The 20,564-nt window shown below is 46.9% G+C and carries 13 protein-coding genes; 10 read left to right on the top strand and 3 right to left on the bottom strand.

Going from position 1 to position 20,564, the window contains the following annotated elements; genetic code table 11:
- The first annotated feature begins 148 nt into the window (after positions 1–148).
- The 6 genes from P6910_RS00950 (at position 149) to P6910_RS00925 (ending at position 11,658) form a co-directional block, all read left to right on the top strand.
- A complete protein-coding gene (locus P6910_RS00950; RefSeq protein ID WP_317144415.1) occupies positions 149–1,804 on the top strand; it encodes an F-box/WD repeat-containing protein in 1,656 nt (551 codons plus the stop codon).
- A gap of 266 nt (positions 1,805–2,070) precedes the next feature.
- On the top strand, positions 2,071–3,861 hold the full coding sequence (locus P6910_RS00945; protein WP_317144414.1) for an F-box/WD40 repeat-containing protein: 1,791 nt from the start codon (positions 2,071–2,073) through the stop codon (positions 3,859–3,861).
- 264 nt (positions 3,862–4,125) lie between these two features.
- Complete coding sequence (locus tag P6910_RS00940; protein ID WP_317144413.1) at positions 4,126–5,814, top strand: F-box/WD40 repeat-containing protein; 1,689 nt, start codon at positions 4,126–4,128, stop codon at positions 5,812–5,814.
- A gap of 251 nt (positions 5,815–6,065) precedes the next feature.
- Complete coding sequence (locus P6910_RS00935) at positions 6,066–7,727, top strand: F-box/WD40 repeat-containing protein (protein WP_317144412.1); 1,662 nt, start codon at positions 6,066–6,068, stop codon at positions 7,725–7,727.
- Positions 7,728–7,910: 183 nt separating this feature from the next.
- Positions 7,911–9,569 (top strand): F-box/WD40 repeat-containing protein, encoded by a 1,659-nt coding sequence (locus P6910_RS00930; RefSeq protein ID WP_317144411.1) that lies wholly within the window; start codon positions 7,911–7,913, stop codon positions 9,567–9,569.
- Positions 9,570–9,834: 265 nt separating this feature from the next.
- Positions 9,835–11,658: an F-box/WD40 repeat-containing protein gene (locus P6910_RS00925; protein WP_317144410.1), complete on the top strand. Its 1,824-nt coding sequence runs from the start codon at positions 9,835–9,837 to the stop codon at positions 11,656–11,658.
- On the opposite strand, the gene P6910_RS00920 is transcribed toward P6910_RS00925, so the two are convergent.
- Entirely contained in the window at positions 11,586–11,984 is a 399-nt protein-coding gene (locus P6910_RS00920) for a hypothetical protein (RefSeq protein ID WP_317144409.1), read from the bottom strand. The two genes, P6910_RS00925 and P6910_RS00920, sit on opposite strands and share 73 nt — an antisense overlap.
- A 62-nt stretch (positions 11,985–12,046) precedes the next feature.
- On the opposite strand from P6910_RS00920, the gene P6910_RS00915 reads away from it, so the two are divergent.
- Positions 12,047–13,870 (top strand): F-box/WD40 repeat-containing protein, encoded by a 1,824-nt coding sequence (locus P6910_RS00915; protein WP_317144408.1) that lies wholly within the window; start codon positions 12,047–12,049, stop codon positions 13,868–13,870.
- 30 nt (positions 13,871–13,900) lie between these two features.
- On the opposite strand, the gene P6910_RS00910 is transcribed toward P6910_RS00915, so the two are convergent.
- Positions 13,901–14,215, bottom strand: coding sequence for a hypothetical protein (locus P6910_RS00910; RefSeq protein WP_317144407.1), 315 nt, complete (start codon positions 14,213–14,215; stop codon positions 13,901–13,903).
- A 62-nt stretch (positions 14,216–14,277) separates the two neighbouring features.
- Here P6910_RS00910 and P6910_RS00905 point away from each other — a divergent pair, with 62 nt between their 5' ends.
- Positions 14,278–16,101 carry an F-box/WD40 repeat-containing protein gene (locus P6910_RS00905; RefSeq protein ID WP_317144406.1) on the top strand — a complete coding sequence of 608 codons (1,824 nt, stop codon included), beginning with the start codon at positions 14,278–14,280 and terminating at the stop codon, positions 16,099–16,101.
- On the opposite strand, the gene P6910_RS00900 is transcribed toward P6910_RS00905, so the two are convergent.
- Complete coding sequence (locus tag P6910_RS00900; RefSeq protein WP_317144405.1) at positions 16,029–16,529, bottom strand: hypothetical protein; 501 nt, start codon at positions 16,527–16,529, stop codon at positions 16,029–16,031. The genes P6910_RS00905 and P6910_RS00900 overlap by 73 nt on opposite strands.
- Positions 16,530–16,591: 62 nt before the next feature.
- On the opposite strand from P6910_RS00900, the gene P6910_RS00895 reads away from it, so the two are divergent.
- Positions 16,592–18,382 (top strand): F-box/WD40 repeat-containing protein, encoded by a 1,791-nt coding sequence (locus P6910_RS00895; protein ID WP_317144404.1) that lies wholly within the window; start codon positions 16,592–16,594, stop codon positions 18,380–18,382.
- Positions 18,383–18,627: 245 nt separating this feature from the next.
- Positions 18,628–20,463, top strand: coding sequence for an F-box/WD40 repeat-containing protein (locus P6910_RS00890; RefSeq protein ID WP_317144403.1), 1,836 nt, complete (start codon positions 18,628–18,630; stop codon positions 20,461–20,463).
- Positions 20,464–20,564: the final 101 nt, after the last annotated feature.

Raw genomic sequence — 20,564 nt, 5'->3', positions numbered from 1 at the left:
GGCTCTGTTTTTTCTCAGTTTCACTGACCTTAATGTTATGAACTTCCATTATAAAAATCGACTCTAACTGAAACTGAATCTAATCAGGTTTGAATGCTTTTTCCAAGCAAGGATAAATTCTGATTTTGGAGCTTTGGAGGAAGCCGATATGAACCCTTTGAAAAACAATTCCAACGATGAGGGTACATTCCCGCCAACGCCCAACCGACCTCGACTGGAAGGAGTGCCAGCGGGTGTCTCGGCGGGCAGGGACGTTACTGTCTATTACCAGAATAAATCTTCGTTCTTCCGTTTGCCTGACGAATCAAAATCTATGATTATGCGCTATTTAGGTTTTCGCGAGGTTACCCGTTTAGCAAAGACATGCAAATATCTTCACGATCTTGTTAAAGAAGATAAAGCTCTGGAAAGAGCGTGGTACCGCCGGTTTCCTTCAGAATACCAAAATCCACTGAAGACTCTCGTCAGGACAAAAGATGAGCAACAACTCCGTGATTGGTTGATACCGTTTGCGAATAAGGACACTATCGATTCACTTCTAACACAAAAAGAAAGTACTTTTTTTCCTGCTCAGCTCTTTTTCACCAACAGTAAACTGATGTCTCAATGTGAAACATTCAAGCCGGTGAAAAAAATCGAAATCCCCCATAATGACACTATTAAAACAGCTACCTTCAGCGCCGATAGCTGCCATGTGGCGACCGCCAGCTTTGATAAAACAGCGAAAATCTCTGGCCAGAAGACGGATGGTTCCTGGGAAGTAAAAACCACCATTCCCCATAAATATCTTGTTTTCGAAGCCCCCTTCAGCCCCGATTGTCATCAAGTGGTGACCTCCAGTTGGGACTGGCAAGCGAAAATCTGTGTTCAGGAGGACGATGGATCGTGGAAAATAAAAGCCACCATTCCCCATGAATCTGCGATCAGCTCAGCCAACTTCAGCCTTGATGGCCGCTACTTATTGACCACCAGTATGAATAGTACGGTGAAAATCTGGACCCGGGAGACCAAAGGATCCTGGGAAGCAAAATACACTATCAGGCATATTTCTCCGATCCTATCGGCCAGCTTCAGCGCCGATAGCAGCCATTTATTGGTCTCAAGTGGAGATAACACTGTGACAATCTATGGTCAGGAAGACGATGGCTCATGGGAGGTAAAAGGCACCATTTCCCATGAGAATTTCACGCTGGCCACCTTCAGCGCCGATGGCAGCTATGTGGTAACTGCCAGTAAGGATGGCAAGGCAAAAATCTATGGCCTGCAGGCCAATGGATCATGGGACAAAATGGCCATCATTCCCCATGATAATGAGGTTAAATCCGCCACCTTCAGCCCCGATGGCAGCCATGTGGTGACCATCAGTGGCAAGACGGTAAAAATCCACGGCCTGCAAACCGATGGTTCATGGAAAGAAAAATACACCTTTAAGTACAACTCCTGGGTCTCGTCGGCCAGCTTCAGCCCTGATAGCAACCATATGGTGACCACCAGTGAGGATAAGACGGCAAAAATCCATGCCCTGCAGGCTGATGGATCATGGGATATAACAGCCACCATTTACCACGAAAAGGAGGTCAACTTTGCCACCTTCAGTCCCGACAGCTGCCTGGTAGTGACCGCCAGTGATGACAAAACAGCGAAAATTTATGGTCTGGAACCCACAGGGTCATGGGGGGAAAAAGCCATCATTTCTCACAGGAGTGCGGTCTACTTAGTCATCTTCAGCCCCGATGGCCGAAGTGTGTTGACCATAAGTAATGATCACACGGCGACAATCACTGAACTACAGAAGAACGATTGATGATCGAATGAGCGTCTTTTTGCTGAGAACCGATTAAAAAACAGCCTTATATCGAGAGCACGATGGCAATTTTTGCAGTGGGCTCTCAATGAAAAAGTTTCTTTCTATCCTTTTCCCGGGTCAGGGCTCTTCTTTTTCTTAATGTCATTGACCTCAATATTTTGAACTTCCATTACAAAACCGACTCTATTTAGACCGAAGCCATTTTGAATGTCCTTTTCTATGTGAGGATAAATATTGACTCTGGAGCTCTGGAGGAACCAGGCATGAATCCTTTGAACAACAATCCCGGCAATGACGGTTCACTCTTGTCGGCACCTGAGTGCCCCCCACCGGAAGAAGCGTCCATGGCTGTCAGTGCAGGCAGGGACGTTAGTGTCTATCACCAAAATGAATCTTTATTCTTCTGTTTGCCCAACGAGCAAAAATCTATGATTGTTCGCTATTTGGGTTTTCGCGAGATTACCCGTTTAGCAAAGACATGCAAATACCTTCGCGATCTTGTTAAAGAAGAAAAAGCTCTGGAAAGAGCATGGTACCGCCGATTTCCTTCAGAATACCAAAATCCACTGAAGACTCTCGTCAGGACAAAAGATGAGCAACAACTCCGTGATTGGTTGATGCCGTTTGCGGAGAAGGACACTATCGAGTCACTTTTAACACAAAAAGAAAGTATTTTTTTTCCTGCTCAACTCTTTTTCACCAACAGTAAACTGATGTCTCGATGTGAAAAATTCAAGTTAGTGGAAAAAATCAAAATCACCCATGGTGCAACAGTCAACTCGGCCACCTTCAGCAACGATGGTCGCCACCTGGTGACCGGAAGTGATGATAATACCGCGAAAGTTTATGGTCAGGAGGACGATGGATCATGGGAACCAAAAACCACCATTTTCCATAATGATGCGGTTCTCTTAGCTAATTTCAGCCCCAATGGCCGCCATCTGGTAACCGCCAGTAAAGATCACACAGCGAAAATCTACGCCCTGAAGGATGATGGATCATGGGAAGAAAAAGCCACCATTACCTATGAGTACTGGGTCATTTCAGCCGCCTTCAGCCCCGATGGCCGCCATCTGTTAACCGCCAGTCTAAAACAAACAGCGAGAATCCATGGCTTGGAGGACGATGGGTCATGGGAACTGAAGGCCTGCATTTTCCATGAAATATCAATCATTTCAGCCGACTTCAGCGCTGATGGGCGCCATGTGTTCACCTTCGGCGATGGTGTGTTGCGGATCCATAGTCAGTCGGACGATGGATCATGGGAAATAGAGGGCACTATCCATGAGAGACTTATCGTTGTGACCAGGTTCAGCCCCGATGGCCGTCATCTGGCGGTTTACATTATAGGAGACGGTCTAAGAATCTACAGCCTGGGGGCCGCCGGATCATGGGTAAAAAATGACTCTACTCTACACATAGGCACGGTCGAGTCTGCCAACTTCAGCGCCGATAGCTGCCACCTGGCAACTGCCAGTAGAGATTGCACGGCGAAAATCTACGGCCTGCAGGACGATGGATCATGGAAAAAAACAGCCGTGATTAAGCATGATAATGTGGTCTTCTCAGCCAACTTCAGCGCCGATAGCCGCCATGTGGTAACCATCGATGGTGATAATACGGCAAAAATCTATACCCGTAAGTTCGCTGAAACATGGTTAGAAAAAGCCAGCATTACCTTCACACAGCCGATCAATTCGGCTAACTTCAGCGCCGATAGCCGACATCTGGCAATCATCAATATGGATCACACAGCAAAAATCTATGGCCTGCAGGAAGATGGATCATGGCTAATAAAAGCCACCATTGTCCACATAGGTTATATCCTGTCAGCCAACTTTAGTGCCGATGGTTGCCTTGTGGTGACCGCCAGTCATGACAGAAAGGCAAAAATTTATGGCCTGAGAAGGGATGGAACATGGGCAGAAAAAGCCACCATTCAACACAATGCAAGCCTCTTCTCAGCCACCTTGAGCGCCGATAGCCGACATGTATTGACCGCCAGTGAAGAAGATTACAAGGTGAAAATCACTGAACTACAGGGGAACGATTGATGATCGAATGAGCGTATTTTTGCTGAGAACCGATTAAAACAACAGCGTTATATCGAGAGCACGAAGACAATGTTTAAACCGGACTCTCAATAAAAAAATGTCTTTCTGTTATTTTCCCTGACAGGGTTCTTCTTTTTCTTAGCTCAACTGCCCTGATATTTTTGAACTTCCGTTATAAAACCGACTCTAAAAGGTTTAATCAATTTTGAATGCCCTTTCCAAGTGAGAATAAAAACTGACTTAGGAGCTTTGGAAGAAGCCGATATGAACCCTTTAAACAACCATTCCAGCAATGAAAGTTCACTCTTGTCGACACCTGAGTGCCCCCCACCGGAAGAAGCGTCCATGGCTGTCAGTGCAGGCAGGGACGTTAGTGTCTATCACCAAGATGAATCTTTATTCTTCTGTTTACCCGACGAACAAAAATCTATGATTGTTCGCTATTTGGGTTTTCGCGAGATTACCCGTTTAGCAAAGACATGCAAATATCTTCACGATCTTGTTAAAGAAGAAAAAGCTCTGGAAAGAGCATGGTACCGCCGGTTTCCTTCAGCATACCAAAATCCACTGAAGACTCTCGTCAGGACAAAAGATGAACAACAACTCCGTGATTGGTTGAAGGCATTTGCGGATAAGGACACTATCGAGTCACTTTTAACACAAAAAGAAAGTACTTTTTTTCCTCATCAGCTCTTTTTCACCTGCAGTAAACTGATGTCTCAATGTAAAACATTCAAGCCGGTGAAAAAAATCGAAATCTCCCATCCCCACTCTATCAAAAGAGCCTCCTTCAGCCCTGATAGCTGCCATGTGGTGACCTCCAGCTGTTATAGAACAGCAAAAATCACTGGCCAGAAAACCGATGGATCATGGGAAGCAAAAACCACCATTCCCCATGAAAGTCTTACCATGTCACCCACTTTCAGCCCCGATGGTCATCAAATAGTGACCGTCAGTTACGACTGCCATGCGAAAATCTTTGCTCAGGAGGACGATGGCTCGTGGAAAGTAAAAGCCGCCATTCCCCGTGAATTTGCGATCACCTTATCCAACTCCCTCAGTTTTTTGACCACGTCAGCCACCTTCAGCACTGATGGTCGCTACTTATTGACCACCTGCATGGATGGGACGGTGAAAATCTATGGCCAGGAGGCCGATGGATCATGGGAAGCAAAATACACTATCCGGCATCATTCTCCGATCCGGTCAGCCAGCTTCAGCGCCGATGGCAGTCATTTGTTATTCTCAAGTCTTGATAACACTGTGGCAATCTATGGTCAGGAGGACGATGGCTCATGGGAAATAAAAGCCACTATTAACCATGATAAATCAGTCATGTCCGCCAGCTTTAGCAACAATGGCCTTCATGTGGTAACCGCCAGCGAAGATGGTAAGGCAAAAGTCTGCAACCGGCAGTTGGATGGATCATGGGAAAAAATAACCATCATTACCTGTAATACCGGGGTGAGGTCAGCCACCTTCAGCCAAGATGCCGACCATCTGTTAACCATCATTGGCAAGACGGTAAAAATCCACGGCCTGCAGACCGAAGGTTCATGGAAAGAAAAATACACCTTTGACCATAACGCCCGGGCCATATCGGCCAGCTTCAGCCCTGATAGCAACTATATGGTGACCACCAGTGAGGATAACACGGCAAAAATCCATGGCCTGCAGACTGATGGATCATGGAAAGTAAAAGCCACTCTTTGCCACGAAGATCTTGTCCTGTCAGCCGACTTCAGTCCCGATAGTTGTCATGTGGTAACTGCCAGTCTGGATTGTAAAGCGAAAATTTATGGCCTGATGCCCAAAGGATCATGGGAGAAAAAAGCCATCATTTCTGACAGTGTTGGGTTCATCTCAGCCATCTTCAGCCCCGATGGCCGAAATGTGTTGACCATAAGTAAAGATTGCACTGCGAAAATCATTGAACTACAGAAGCACGACTGATGATCGAATGAGCGTATTTTTGCTGGGAACTGATTAAAAAACAGCCTAATACAGAGAGCACGATTGCAGTTTTTAAACTGGATTCTCAATAAAAAAATGTCTTTCTGTTATTTTCCCGAATCAGGGCTCTGTTTTTCCTGGTTCCACTTAAGTACTCAACCATAAAACCGAGTCTAATCGGTCTAATCAATTTTTAATGTCCTTTCCAAGCAAGGATAAATACTGAATCTGGATTTTTGAAGGATCCGAGAATGAGCCCTCTTAACAACAATTCCGGCATTGACGGTCTACCCTCGACAACACCGAATCAACCTCAACTGGAAGCCGCGCCAACGGCTATCAGTGCAGGCAGGGACGTTACTGTCTATAACCAACATCAATCTTTCTTCTTCTGTTTGCCCGACGAAACAAAAACGATGATTATTCGCTATCTGGGTTTTCGAGAGATTACTCATTTAGTAAAGGTATGCAGATATCTTCGCGATCTTGTTAAAAATGATAAAACTATGGAAAGTGCATGGTATCGCCGGTTTCCTTCATCACAGCAATATCAATTAAAAGCTATGATCACGACAAAAGATGAGCAACAGCTCCGTGATTGGTTGAAACCGTTTGCGAATAAGGACACTGTCGAGTCACTTTTAAAACAACAAGAAAGTACTTACTTTCCTCTTCAGCTCCTTTTCATCAACAGTAAACTGATGTCTGAATGTAAAAAATTCAAGTTAGCGGAAAAAGCCAGAATTACTCATTCCTACAACATCGAAACAGCCGCCTTCAGTGCCGATAGCCGCCATCTGTTAACCGCCAGTTTGGACATGACGCTGAAAATCTATAGCCAGCAGACTGGTGGGACATGGAAAGAAACCGCCAACATTACCCATAATGGTTCAGTCAGGTCGGCCTGCTTCAGCTCCGATGGCCATCATGTGCTGGCCACCATTTATGATAAGACAGTGAATATCTATGGTCGGGAGGACGACGGATCATGGAAAGCAAAAGCCATCATTCCCCATGTTGTCGGTGTCAATTCAGCCAACTTCAGTGCAGATGGGCGCCGTGTGGTGATTGTCAGTGAAGATCATACAGCGAAAATCTTTGCTCAGGTGGACAATGTCTCATGGGAATTGGAGGACACTATTGACCTCATTAGTCAGAACGTTTCGGCCAGTTTCAGCCCCAATGGCCGTTATCTGGCGATCTACGGTTTAAATTTCGCTCTTGATATCTATAGTCAGTCAGACGCTGGATCATGGGTAGTAAAAGCCGCCATTCCACACGATAGCCCAATCGACTCAGCCAGCTTCAGCGCCGATAGCTGCCATCTGGTAACCACCAGTTTCGATGACACGGCGAATATCTTTAACCTGCAGGTCGATGGATCATGGAAAAAAACAGCCACGATTCATCATGGTGAATTTATCACCTCAGCCAACTTCAGCGCCGATTGCCTCCATCTGGTGACCGCAAGCCGGGATTTCACGGCAAAAATCTATGGCCTGAAGTCCGATGGATCATGGGAAAAAATGACCACCATTACCCATAATGATTGGATCTACTCAGCTATCTTCAGTGCCGATGGTTGCCATCTGGTAACCGCCAGTGCCGATCATAGGGCGAAAATTTATGGTCTGATGACCGATGGAGCCTGGGCAAAAAAAGCCGACATTACCCATGGGGACGTTGTCCTTTCAGCCACCTTCAGTGCCGATGGTTGTCATATGGTAACCGCCAGTCGGGACCGTAAAGCAAAAATTTGTGGTCTGGAGGCCGATGGGTCATGGCTGGAAAAAGCCACCATTGTACACGCGCGAACAGTTGAATCAGCTAACTTCAGCCCCGATGTCCGAAATGTGGTGACCAACTGCAATGATAACACGGCAAGAATTACTGAACTCCAGAAGAACGGTTGATCATAGAATAAAAAAATGTCTTTCTGTCATTTTCCCGAATCAGGGCTCTGTTTTTCGTTAGTTTCACTGGCCTTAATGTTATGAACTTCCATTATAAAACCCACTCCAAAAGATCGAATCAATTTTGAATGTCCTTCCCAGGCGAGGATAAATACGAACCTAAGAACTACGGAGAAATCAGGCATGGACGCCACGAAAAGCCATTCCAGCAACGACGGCCCCCTCTCGCCAACGCCCAAGCGACCTCGACTGGAGGGAATTCCAACGGGTGTCAGTGCCGGCAGACAGGTTACCGTAAATGACAAAAAAACACCTTCATTCCTCGATTTGTCCGACCTGACACATTCCATGATTATAAGCTGTTTGGGTTTTCGAGAGATTACCCGTTTAGCAAAGGTATGCAGATATCTTCACCATCTCATAAAAAAAGATAAGGCTTTGGAAAGAGCATGGTATCGCCGATTTCCTTCACCACATCAATATCAACTGAAAACAATCTTTGCAGCAAAAGATGATCAACAACTCGGCGATTGGTTGAAGCCGTTTGCGAATAAGGGCACTGTAAAGTCGCTCGTAAAAAAACGGAATAATGCTTATTTTCCGGCGCTGTTCCTTTTCACCAACAGTAAACAAATGGCTCGATGTGAAACATTTAAGCCCGTGACAAAAACCAAAATTAAACACCTTGACGATGTCAACACGGCCAACTTTAGTGCCGATAGCCGACATTTCGCGACCGCAAGTCTGGATAATACGGTGCGAATCTGTAACCAGAAGACCAATGGATCATGGAAAAAAAAAGCCATCATTAACCATTATAATTGGGTCGTATCAGCTACCTTCAGTGTCGATGGCCGTCATCTGGTGACCGCCAGTCGTGATCACACAGCGAAAATCTGTGGTCGGGCGGACGATGGGTCATGGGAAGTAAAAAAAACCATTTTCCATAATAGAAGGGTCAACTCAGCCACCTTCAGTGCTAATGGCCACCGCCTGGTAACCACCAGTGAGGATTGCACGGCGAAAATCTGTGCTCAGGCGGACGATGGGTCATGGGAAGAAGAGGCCATTATTCACCATTATGCTGTGGCCGATTGGGCCAGCTTCAGCTCCGATGGCAGTCATTTGTTGGTCTGTGGAGATAACGATGTAGCAATCTACGGTCAGCAGGCCAATGGATTATGGGAAGTAAAAGCCACTATTACCCATACTCTCACGGTCTTCTCAGCCACCTTCAGTGCTGATGGCCGCCATGTGGTAACCGCCAGTGGAGATAAGACGGCAAAAATCCTGAGCCTGCGGACCAGTGGGTCATGGGAAGAAATAGCCACCATTTCCCACGATAATGCGGTTTACTCAGCCAACTTCAGCGCCGATGGCCTGTATCTGGTGACCACCAGCCAAGATAACACGGCAAAAATCCATGGCCTGCAGAGCGATGGATCATGGCGAGAAGAAATCACCATTCAACACGAGGGGGCAGTCATTACAGCCACTTTCAGCGCTGATGGCTGCCATGTGGTGACCGCCAGTGCTGACAATACGTCGAAAATCTATGGCCTCAGGGCCGATGGGTCATGGGTAGAAAAACTTACCATCACCCACGACGATTGGGTCCTGTCAGCCAGTTTCAGCGCCGATGGGTGCCTCGTGGTGACCGCGAGTTGCGACAAAACGGCGAAAATTTATGGTCTGGGGAGCAGTGGGTCATGGGTAGAAAAAGCCACCATTCAACACAAGTGTGCAGTCACCTCAGCCAACTTCAGCATGGATAGCCGACATGTGGTGACCGCCAGTAAAGATAAAACGGCGAGAATCACTGAACTGGTGAAGAGTGATTGATGACTGAATGAATGTCTTTTTGCTCACAACCGATTAGCAAACAGCGTTATATCAAAAGCCCGATGGCAATTTTTGCACTGGGCTCTCAATAGAAAAATGTCTTTCTATTCTTTTCCCGAATCAGGGCTCTTCTTTTTTTAATGCCACTGACCTCAACAGTTTGAACTTCCATGACAAAACCGACTCTATATACATCGAATCCATTTTGAATGTCCTTTTCTATGCGCGGACAAATATTGACTCTGAAGCTCCGGAGGAGCTGCTCATGACCCCTTTGAACAATAATTCCAGTAATGACGGTTCACTCTCACCAACACCCAAACAGCCTCGACTCGAGCCAGCGCCAACGGGCATCGTTGCAGGCTGGGAAGTTACTGCATATAACCAAAATCAATCTTCATTCTTTTGTTTGCCCGACGAATCAAAAACCATGATTATTCGCTATCTGGGTTTTCGGGAGATTACCCGTTTAGTAAAGGTATGCAAATATTTTCGCGATCTTGTTGAAAACCATAAAGCTCTGGAAAAAACCTGGTACCGACGGTTTCCTTCACCAAACCAGTATCAACTAAAGACCATCGTTACCACAAAAGATGAGCAACAACTCCGTGACTGGTTGAACCCGTTTGCGAATAAGGACACTGTCGAGTCGCTCGTAAAAAAACATCAGAGTACTTATTTTCCTGCTCTGCTCCTTTTCAACAACAGTAAGCTGATGTCTCAATGTGAAACATTTAACTTAGAGACAAAAACCGAAATCACCCATCCTGACAAAATCTTAATAGCCACCTTAAGCGCCGATAGCCGCCACTTATTGGCCGTCAGTTTCGATTATACAGTGAAGATCTGTAGTCAGGAGACCGATGGATCATGGAAAGTAAAAGCCTCCACTCACGGGAAGGGTTGGGTCAGAGCAGCCAATTTCAGCCCCGATAACCGGCATGTGTTGGTCGTCCGTCGTTACAGGGCGGAAATCCATAGTATGAAGGAGGATGGATCATGGGAAGCAAAAGACACCATTTCCCATGATCATTCAGCCTTCTCAGCCACCTTCAGTGCTGATGGTCGCCATGTATTGACCGCCGGTCTTGATAATACAATGAAAATCTATGGCCAGAATACCGATGGATCATGGGAAGCAAAATACATTATTAACTGTGATGCTTCGATCAGGTTGGCCAGTTTCAGCGCCGATGGCCGTCGTCTGTTGGTCCTCGCTACATCTGTCGCTCCGATAATCTATGGTCAGAAGGACGACGGATCATGGGAAGTAAAAGCTACCCTTGCTGATGAGAGTCGTGTCAGTTGGGCCTGCCTCAGCTCCGATGGACGTCATGCGTTGATCTGCGTTAGACATAACACTTTGAAAATCTACGGTCAGGTGGCCATTGGGTCATGGGAAGTAAAAGCCACCATTAACCATAATAATTTTGTCAGCTCATACTCCTTCAGCGACGATTGCCGCCATCTCGCAACCGCCAGTTCCGATAAAACAGCGAAAATATGTGACCTGCAGGACGATGGATCATGGAAAGAAATAACCACGGTTTCTCATAATCCTTTTGCCTACTCTGTCAGGTTCAGCGCCGATGGTCGCCATCTGGTGACCAGAAGTGATGATAACACGGCGAAAATCTATGGTCAGGAGACCCCCGGATCATGGGTACAAGAAGCCACCATTGAACACAATGGGAGTATCACCACAGCCAGGTTCAGCGCCGATGGCCGCCATTTCGTGACCGCCAGTGATGATAACACGGCGAAAATCTATGGCCTTGAGGCCGGTGGATTGTGGGTAAAAAAAACCACCATTGTCCACAAAGATTGTGTCCGATCAGCCACTTTCAGTGCCGATGGTTGCCTTGTGGTGACCGCCAGTAAGGATAACACGGCGCAAATTTATGGTCTGGGGAAAGATGGATTATGGGTAAAAAAAGCCACCGTTGTTCACAACAGTGCAGTCATCTCAGCCACCTTCTGCATTGATGGCCGACACGTGGTGACCACCAGTGAAGATTACAAGGTGAGAATCACTGAACTATGGAAGAACAGTAGTTTGAACTTCCATGACAAAATCGAGTCTATATAGATCGAATCAGTTTTGGATGTCGTCTCTAAGTCATTCTGAGAGTGTCGCAAAACTCTGACAGCTCGTTCCCATGCTCTGAGGTCGTCATTCCCGCGAAGGCGGGAATCCAGCGCCAACGGTGGATCTCTGCCTTCTCGGGGATGACAAGGCCAGGGGGGCACCGGGCAGTAGGGTTCTGGTGGTGAGTCAGTGTGGATTCCCGCCTTCGCGGGAATGACGAGAATGAAGCCGGGAATGACGAGAATGAAGCCGGGAATGACGCTAGTCAACTCGTTCCCACGCTGGGACCCACAGGGCCTGAAAGCATGGGAACCAGATTTATTCATTTTAAATATCCTTTTTCTATGCGGGGATAAATATTAACTCCGAAGCTCCGGAGGAGCTGCTCATGACGCCTTTGAACAATAATTCCAGTAATGACGGTTCACTCTCGCCAACACCTGAGCAGCCTCGACTCGAGCCAGCGCCAACGGGCACGGTTGCAGGCAGGGATGTTACTGCCTATAACCAAAATCAATCTTCATTCTTTTGTTTGCCCGACGAATCAAAAACCATGATTATTCGCTATCTGGGTTTTCGGGAGATTACCCGTTTAGTAAAGGTATGCAAATATTTTCGCGATCTTGTTGAAAACCATAAAGCTCTGGAAAGAGCCTGGTGTCGCCGGTTTCCCTCACCACACCAGTATCAACTGAAGACCATCGCTACGACAAAAGCTGAACAACAACTCCGTGACTGGTTGAAACCGTTTACGAATATGGACGCTGTCGAGTCACTCGTAAAACAACAAAAGAGTACTTATTTTCCTGCTCTGCTCTTTTTCAACAACAGTAAACTGATGTCTCAATGTGAAACGTTTGACTTAGAGACAAAGACCGAAATTTTCCATCCTAATGATATCTTTGCAGTCACCTTAAGCGGCGATGGCCGCCACTTAGTGACTGCCAGTTTGGATAATTCATTGAAGATCTGTAGCCAGGAGACCGATGGATCATGGGAAGTAAAAGCCTCCACTTCCGACAATGGTTGGGTCAAAGAAGCCATTTTCAGCGCCGATAATCGTCATGTGTTGGTCGTCAGTACTTTCAGGGCGGGAATCTACAGCATGAATGAGGATGGATTCTGGGAAGCAAAAGCCACCATTTCCCATAATAGTACGGTCATTTCACCCACATTCAGTGCTGATGGTTGCCATGTGTTAACCGCCAGTTTCAATAATACGCTGAAAATCTACGGCCAGAAGACCGATGGATCATGGGAAGTAAAATACAATATCAACTGTGATCTTTCGATCTGGTTGGCCAGCTTCAGCGCCGATGGCCGTCGTCTGTTGGTCCTTACTTCATCTGGCGCTCCGATAATCTACGGTCAGAATGACGATGGATCATGGGAAGTAAAAGCTACCCTTGCTGATAAGAGTCGTGTCGGCGGGGCCTGCCTCAGCTCCGATGGCCGTCATGCGTTGATCCGCGTTGAACCTGACACTTTGAAAATCTACGGTCAGGAAGTCCTTGGATCATGGGAAGTCAAAGCCACCATTACCCATAATCATACTGTCAGCTCAACCACCTTCAGCGACGATTGCCGCCATCTTGCAACCGACTGTTTCGATAATACAGCGAAAATATGTGACCTGCAGGACGATGGATCATGGAAAGAAATAGCCACGGTTTCTCATTATAGTTCTATCTGCTCAGTCAAGTTCAGCGCCAATGGTCGCCATTTGGTGGCCCAAGGTGATCGTATGACGGCGCAAGTCTACGGTCAGGAGACCCCCGGATCATGGGTAAAAAAAGCCACCATTGAACACAATGGGTTGATCACCACAACCAGGTTCAGCGACGATGGCTGCCATTTAGTGACTGCCAGTTTTGATAAAACAGCGAAAATCTATGGCCGTAAGGCCGATGGAACCTGGGTAAAAAAAGCCACCATAACCCACAAAGATAAGGTCCGATCCGCCACCTTCAGTGCCGATGGTTGCCTTGTGGTGACCGCCAGTATGGATCACACGGCGCAAATTTATGGTCTGGGGAAAGATGGATTATGGGTAAAAAAAGCCACCGTTCTACACAATGAAGCAGTCATCTCAGCCACCTTCTGCGCCGATGGCCGACATGTGGTGACCACCGGTGAAGATCACAAGGTGAGAATCACTGAGCTACGGAAGGACAGTAGTTTGAACTTCCATGACAAAATCGAGTCTATATAGATCGAATCAGTTTTGGATGTCGTCTCTAAGTCATTCTGAGGGTGTCGCAAAACTCCAACAACTCGTTCCCACGCTCTGAGGGTGTCGCAAAAATCCAACAGCTCGTTCCCATGCTCTGAGGTCGTCATTCCCGCGAAGGCGGGAATCCAGCGCCAACGGTGGATCTCTGCCTTCTCGGGGATGACAAGGCCAGGGGGGCACCGGGCAGTAGGGTTCTGGTGGTGAGTCAGTGTGGATTCCCGCCTTCGCGGGAATGACGAGAATGAAGCCGGGAATGACGCTAGTCAACTCGTTCCCACGCTGGGACCCACAGGGCCTGAAAGCATGGGAACCAGATTTATTCATTTTAAATATCCTTTTTCTATGCGGGGATAAATATTAACTCTGAAGCTCTGGAGGAGCTGCTCATGACCCCTTTGAACAATAATTCCGGTAATGACGGTTCACTCTCGCCAACACCTGAGCAGCCTCGACTCGAGCCAGCGCCAACGGGCATCGTTGCAGGCAGGGATGTTACTGCCTATAACCAAAATCAATCTTCATTCTTTTGTTTGCCCGACGAATCAAAAACCATGATTATTCGCTATCTGGGTTTTCGGGAGATTACCCGTTTAGCAAAGGTATGCAAATATTTTCGCGATCTTGTTGAAAACCATAACGCTCTGGAAAGAGCCTGGTATCGCCAGTTTCCTTCACCACATCAATATCAACTGAAAACCATCGCTAACGCAAAAGATGAGCAACAACTCCATGACTGGTTGAAACCGTTTGCGAATAAGGACGCTGTTGAGTCACTCGTAAAACAACAAAAGAGTACTTATTTTCCTGCTCTGCTCTTTTTCAACAACAGTAAACTGATGTCTCAATGTGAAACATTTAACTTAGAGACAAAGACCGAATTTACCCATCCTAATGATATCTTTGTAGTCACCTTAAGCGCCGATAGCCGTAACTTAGTGACCGCCAGTTTTGATGGTACAGTAAAAATCTGCAGTCAGGAGACCGATGGATCGTGGCAAGTAAAAGCCTCCATTCCCAGAAATGGTTGGGTCAAAGAAGCTTTTTTCAGCGCCGATAACCGGCATGCGTTGGTCGTCAATCGTTTCAGGGTGGAAATCTATGGTGCGAAGGAGGATGGATCATGGGAAGCAAAAGCCAACATTTCCCATAATAATTCGGTCATTTCAGCCACCTTCAGTGCCGATGGTCACCGTGCGATGATCGCCAGTTTCAATAATACGCTGAAAATCTACGGCCAGAAGACCGATGGATCATGGGAAGTAAAATACAATATTAACTACGACCTTTCGATCTGGTTGGCCAGCTTCAGCGCCGATGGCCGTCGTCTGTTGGTCCTTACTTCATCTGACACTCCGATAATCTATGGTCAGAAAGACGATGGATCATGGGAAGTCAAAGCCAACCTTACTGATGAGAGTAATGTCAATTGGGCCTGCCTCAGCTCCGATGGCCGTCATGCGTTGATCCGCGTTGGACATAACACTTTGAAAATCTACGGTCAGGAAGCCATTGGATCATGGGAAGTCAAAACCACCATTACCCATAATCATATTGTCAGCTCAACCACCTTTAGCGACGATTGCCGCCATCTTGCAACCGTCTGTTTCGATAATACAGCGAAAATATGTGACCTGCAGGACGATGGATCATGGAAAGAAATAGCCACGGTTTCTCATGATAGTTCTATCTACTCAGTCAAGTTCAGCGCCAATGGTCGCCATCTGGTGACCCGAAGTGATGATAAAACGGCGAAAGTCTATGGTCAGGAGACCCCTGGATCATGGGTAAAAAAAACCACCATTGAACACAATGGAAATATCACCGCGGCCAGGTTCAGCGACGATGGTCGCCATTTAGTGACTAGCAGTCATGATAAAACAGCGAAAATCTATGGCCGTGAGGCCGGTGGATCCTGGGTAAAAAAAACCACCATTGTCCACCAAGATTGGGTCCAATCAGCCACCTTCAGTGCCGATGGTTGCCTTGTGGTGACCGCCAGTAAGGATAACACGGCGCAAATTTATGGTCTGAGGAAAGATGGATCATGGGTAAAAAAAGCCACCGTTCTACACAATGAAGCAGTCATCTCAGCCACCTTCTGCGCCGATGGCCGACATGTGGTGACCACCGGTGAAGATCACAAGGTGAGAATCACTGAGCTGTGGAAGGACAGTAGTTTGAACTTCCATGACAAAATCGAGTCTATATAGATCGAATCAGTTTTGGATGTCGTCTCTAAGTCATTCTGAGGGTGTCGCAAAACTCTAACAACTCGTTCCCACGCTCTGAGGGTGTCGCAAAACTCCAACAGCTCGTTCCCATGCCCTGAGGTCGTCATTCCCGCGAAGGCGGGAATCCAGGGCCAACAGTGGGTCTCTGCCTTCTCGGGTATGACAAGGCCAGGGGGCACCGGACAGTATGGTTCTGGTGGTGAGTCAGTGTGGATTCCCGCCTTCGCGGGAATGACGAGAATGAAGCCGGGAATGACGAGAATGAAGCCGGGAATGACGAGAATGAAGCCGGGAATGACGAGAATGAAGCCGGGAATGACGAGAATGAAGCCGGGAATGACGCTAGTCAACTCGTTCCCACGCTGGAACCCACAGGGCCTGAAAGCATGGGAACCAGATTTATTCATTTTAAATATCCTTTTTCTGTGCGGGGACAAATATTAACTCTGAAGCTCTGGAGGAGCTGCTCATGATCCCTTTGAACCAAAGTTCCAGCAATGACGGTTCACTCTCGCCAACACCTGAGCAGCCTCGACTCGAGCAAGCGCCAACGGGTTTCAGCGCAGGCAGGGACGTTACTGCATATAACCAAAATCAATCTTCATTCTTTTCTTTGCCCGACGAATCAAAAACCATGATTATTCGCTATCTGGGTTTTCGGGAGATTACCCGTTTAGCAAAGGTATGCAGATATCTTCGCGATCTTGTTGAAAACCATAAGTCTCTGGAAAGAGCCTGGTATCGCCGGTTTTCTTCACCACACCAATATCAACTGAAAACCATCGCTACCGCAAAAGATGAGCAACAACTCCGTGACTGGTTGAAACCGTTTGCGAATAAGGACGCTTTCGAATCACTCGTAAAACAACAAAAGAGTACTTATTTTCCTGCTCTGCTCTTTTTCAACAACAGTAAACTGATGTCTCAATGTGAAACATTTAACTTAGAGACAAAGACCGAATTTACCCATCCTAATGATATCTTTGCAGTCACCTTGAGCGCTGATGGCCGCCACTTAGTGACCGCCAGTTTGGATAATACAGTGAAGATCTGTAGCCAGGAGAGCGATGGATCATGGAAAGTAAAAGCCTCCACTCAGGATAATGGTTGGTTCAAAGAAGCCATTTTCAGCGCCGATAGCCGCCATCTGTTGGTCGTCAATCGTTTAGGGGCGGATATCTATGGTATGAACGAGGATGGATCATGTGAAGTCAAAGCCACCATTACCGATAATCGTTCGATCATTTCAGCCACCTGCAGTGCTGATGGTCGCCATGTGTTGATCGCCAGTTGCGATAATACACTGAAAATCTACGGCCAGAAGACCGATGGATCATGGGAAGCAAAATATATTATTAACTATGATGCTTCGATCAGGTTGGCCAGCTTCAGCGCCGATGGCCGTCATCTGTTGGTTGTCAATACATCTGACGTTGCGACAATCTATGATGAGCAGGACGATGGATCATGGCAAGTAACAGCCACCATTACTGATCCGAGTGGTGTCAGCAGGGCCTGCCTCAGCTCCGATGGCCGTCATGCGTTGATAGGCTTTGAACATAACACTTTTAGAATCTACGGTCAGGAGGCCATTGGGTCATGGGAAGTCAAGGCCACCATTAACCATAATAATTTTGTCGCATCGTACGCCTTCAGCGACGATTGCCGCCATCTTGTAACCGCCAGTTTCGATAATACGGCGAAAATATTTGATCTGCAGGACGATGGATCATGGAAAGAAATAACCACGGTTTCTCATGATCGTTATGTCTACTCAGTCCAGTTCAGCGCCGATGGTCGCCATCTGGTGACCAGAAGTGCTGATAATACGGCGAAAGTCTACGGTCAGGAGACCCCTGGATCATGGGTAAATAAAACCACCATTGAACACAATGAAAATATCACCGTAGCCAGGTTCAGCGCCGATGGCCGCCACTTGGTGACTGCCAGTCATGATAAAACGGCGAAAATCTATGGCCGTGAGGCCGGTGGATCTTGGGTAAAAAAAACCACCATTGTCCACAAAGACTGGGTCCGATCGGCCACCTTCAGTGCCGATGGCTGCCTTGTGGTGACCGCCAGTAAGGATAACACGGCGCAAATTTATGGTCTGAGTAAGGATGGATTCTGGGTAAAAAAAACCACCATTCAACACAATGACAAAGTCATTTCAGCCAACTTCTGCGCCGATGGCCGACATGTGGTGACCACCAGTGAAGATGACAAAGTAAGAATCACAGAACTATGGAAGAACGATTGATGATCGAATGAACGTATTATCAAAAAGCCCGATGGCAATTTTTGCACTGTGCTCTCAATAAAAAAATGTCTTTCTATCCTTTTCCCGGATCAGGGCACTTCTTTTTCTTGATGCCACTGACCTCAATAGTTTGAACTTCCATGACAAAATCGACTCTATTGTAGATCGAATTCATTTTGAATGTCCTTTTCTATGTTTTTGTGCGGGGACAAATATTGACTCTGGAGCTCAGGGAGGAGCTGCTCATGAACCCTTTGAACAACAATTCCAGGTATGACGGTTCACTCTTGCCAATCAGGCAACTTCGGCTTGAAGCAGCGCCAAAGGGTGTCAGTGCAGGCAGGGACGTTACTTTGTATAACCAAAAGCAATCTTCATTCTTCCGTTTGCCCGACGAAACAAAAAACATGATTATCCGCTATTTGGGTTTTCGGGAGATTACCTGTTTAACCAGGGTATGCAAATACCTTCGCGATCTTGTTGAGAACCATGAGACTCTGGAAAGAGCCTGGTATCAACGGTTTCCTTCACGACACCTCTATCAACTAAAGACCATCGTTACCACAAAAGATGAGCAACAACTCCGTGACTGGTTGAAGCCGTTTGCGAATATGGACACTGTCGAGTCACTCGTACAAAAACATGGGAGTACTTACTTTCCTGCTTTGCTCCTTTTCAACAACAGTAAGCTGATGTCTCAATGTGAAACATTTGACTTGAAGACAAAAATCGAAATTACCCATGCTGACAAAATCTTAAAAGCCACCTTAAGCGCCGATAGTCGCCACTTAGTGACTGCCTGTTCAGATGATACATTGAAGATCTGTAGCCAGGAGACCGATGGATCATGGAAAGTAAAAGCCTCCATTCCCAGGAATGGTTGGGTCAATGAAGCCTTTTTCAGCGCCGATAACCGGCATGTGATGGTCGTCAATCGTTTCACGGCGGAAATCTACAGTATGAACGAGGATGGTTCCTGGGAAGCAAAAGACACCATTTCCCATAATCGTGCGACCTGCTCAGCCACCTTCAGTGCTGATAGTCGCCATGTGTTGACCGCCGGTTTGAATAATGTGGATATTGTGGATAATACGCTGAAAATCTATGGCCAGAATAACGATAGATCATGGGAAGTAAAATACATTATTAACTGTGATACTCCGAACAGGTTGGCCAGCTTCAGCGACGATGGCCGTCATCTGTTGGTTGTCAACACATCTGGCGTTGCGACAATCTATGGTCAGGAGGACGATGGATCATGGGAAGTAGAAGCCACCCTTCCTGATGAGGGTAGTGACAGCTGGGCCTGCCTCAGCTCCAATGGCCGTCATGCGTTGTTCTGCGATGGATGGGTGACTTTAAAAATCTATAGTCAGGAGGCCGGGTCATGGGAAGTAAAAGCCACCACTACCCATAATAGTGGTCTCAGCTCAATCTCTTTTAGCGAAGATTGCCGCCATCTTGCAACCGGCAGTTGCGATAATACAGTAAAAATATGTGACCTGCAGGACGATGGATCATGGAAAGAAATAACCAGGATTTCTCATCACAGCCTTGTCCTCTCTGTCGAGTTCAGCGTCGATGGCTGCCATCTGGTGACCAAAAGTTATGATAACAAGGCGAAAGTCTGTAGTCAGGAGACCCCTGGATCATGGGTAGAAGAAGCCACCGTTGAACACAATGGGTATATCACCGCAGCCATGTTCAGCGCCGATGGCTGCCATTTAGTGACTGCCAGTCATGATAAAACGGCAAAAATCTATGGCCGTAAGGCCGATGGAACCTGGGTAAAAAAAGCCACCATAACCCACAAAGATAAGGTCCTATCCGCCACCTTCAGTGCCGATGGTTGCCTTGTGGTGACCGCCAGTGAGGATAATACCGCGCAAATTTATGGTCTGAGCAAGGATGGATCATGGGTAAAAAAAGCCACCGTTATACACGATAAAGCCCTCATCTCAGCCACCTTCTGCGTCGATGGCCGACACCTGGTGACCGCCAGTAAAGATTACACGGTGAGAATCACTGAACTATGGAAGAACAGTAGTTTGAACTTCCATGACAAAATCGAGTCTATATAGATCGAATCAGTTTTGGATGTCCTCTCTAAGTCATCAGGTGAGGTATGCATTCCCACGCAGAGCGAGGGTGTCGCAAAACTCCAACAGCTTGTTCCCATGCT

Origin of the sequence: Endozoicomonas sp. 8E (genome assembly GCF_032883915.1) — a bacterium.
GTDB lineage: Bacteria > Pseudomonadota > Gammaproteobacteria > Pseudomonadales > Endozoicomonadaceae > Endozoicomonas_A.
This window is presented reverse-complemented; position numbering and strand designations above follow the sequence as displayed.

Bases quoted from the DNA above. Each gene is read 5' to 3' on its own strand.
- P6910_RS00950 (WP_317144415.1), top strand. From the start codon at position 149: ATGAACCCTTTGAAAAACAATTCCAACGATGAGGGTACATTCCCGCCA.
- P6910_RS00945 (WP_317144414.1), top strand. From the start codon at position 2,071: ATGAATCCTTTGAACAACAATCCCGGCAATGACGGTTCACTCTTGTCG.
- P6910_RS00940 (WP_317144413.1), top strand. From the start codon at position 4,126: ATGAACCCTTTAAACAACCATTCCAGCAATGAAAGTTCACTCTTGTCG.
- P6910_RS00935 (WP_317144412.1), top strand. From the start codon at position 6,066: ATGAGCCCTCTTAACAACAATTCCGGCATTGACGGTCTACCCTCGACA.
- P6910_RS00930 (WP_317144411.1), top strand. From the start codon at position 7,911: ATGGACGCCACGAAAAGCCATTCCAGCAACGACGGCCCCCTCTCGCCA.
- P6910_RS00925 (WP_317144410.1), top strand. From the start codon at position 9,835: ATGACCCCTTTGAACAATAATTCCAGTAATGACGGTTCACTCTCACCA.
- P6910_RS00920 (WP_317144409.1), bottom strand. From the start codon at position 11,984: ATGAATAAATCTGGTTCCCATGCTTTCAGGCCCTGTGGGTCCCAGCGT.
- P6910_RS00915 (WP_317144408.1), top strand. From the start codon at position 12,047: ATGACGCCTTTGAACAATAATTCCAGTAATGACGGTTCACTCTCGCCA.
- P6910_RS00910 (WP_317144407.1), bottom strand. From the start codon at position 14,215: ATGAATAAATCTGGTTCCCATGCTTTCAGGCCCTGTGGGTCCCAGCGT.
- P6910_RS00905 (WP_317144406.1), top strand. From the start codon at position 14,278: ATGACCCCTTTGAACAATAATTCCGGTAATGACGGTTCACTCTCGCCA.
- P6910_RS00900 (WP_317144405.1), bottom strand. From the start codon at position 16,529: ATGAATAAATCTGGTTCCCATGCTTTCAGGCCCTGTGGGTTCCAGCGT.
- P6910_RS00895 (WP_317144404.1), top strand. From the start codon at position 16,592: ATGATCCCTTTGAACCAAAGTTCCAGCAATGACGGTTCACTCTCGCCA.
- P6910_RS00890 (WP_317144403.1), top strand. From the start codon at position 18,628: ATGAACCCTTTGAACAACAATTCCAGGTATGACGGTTCACTCTTGCCA.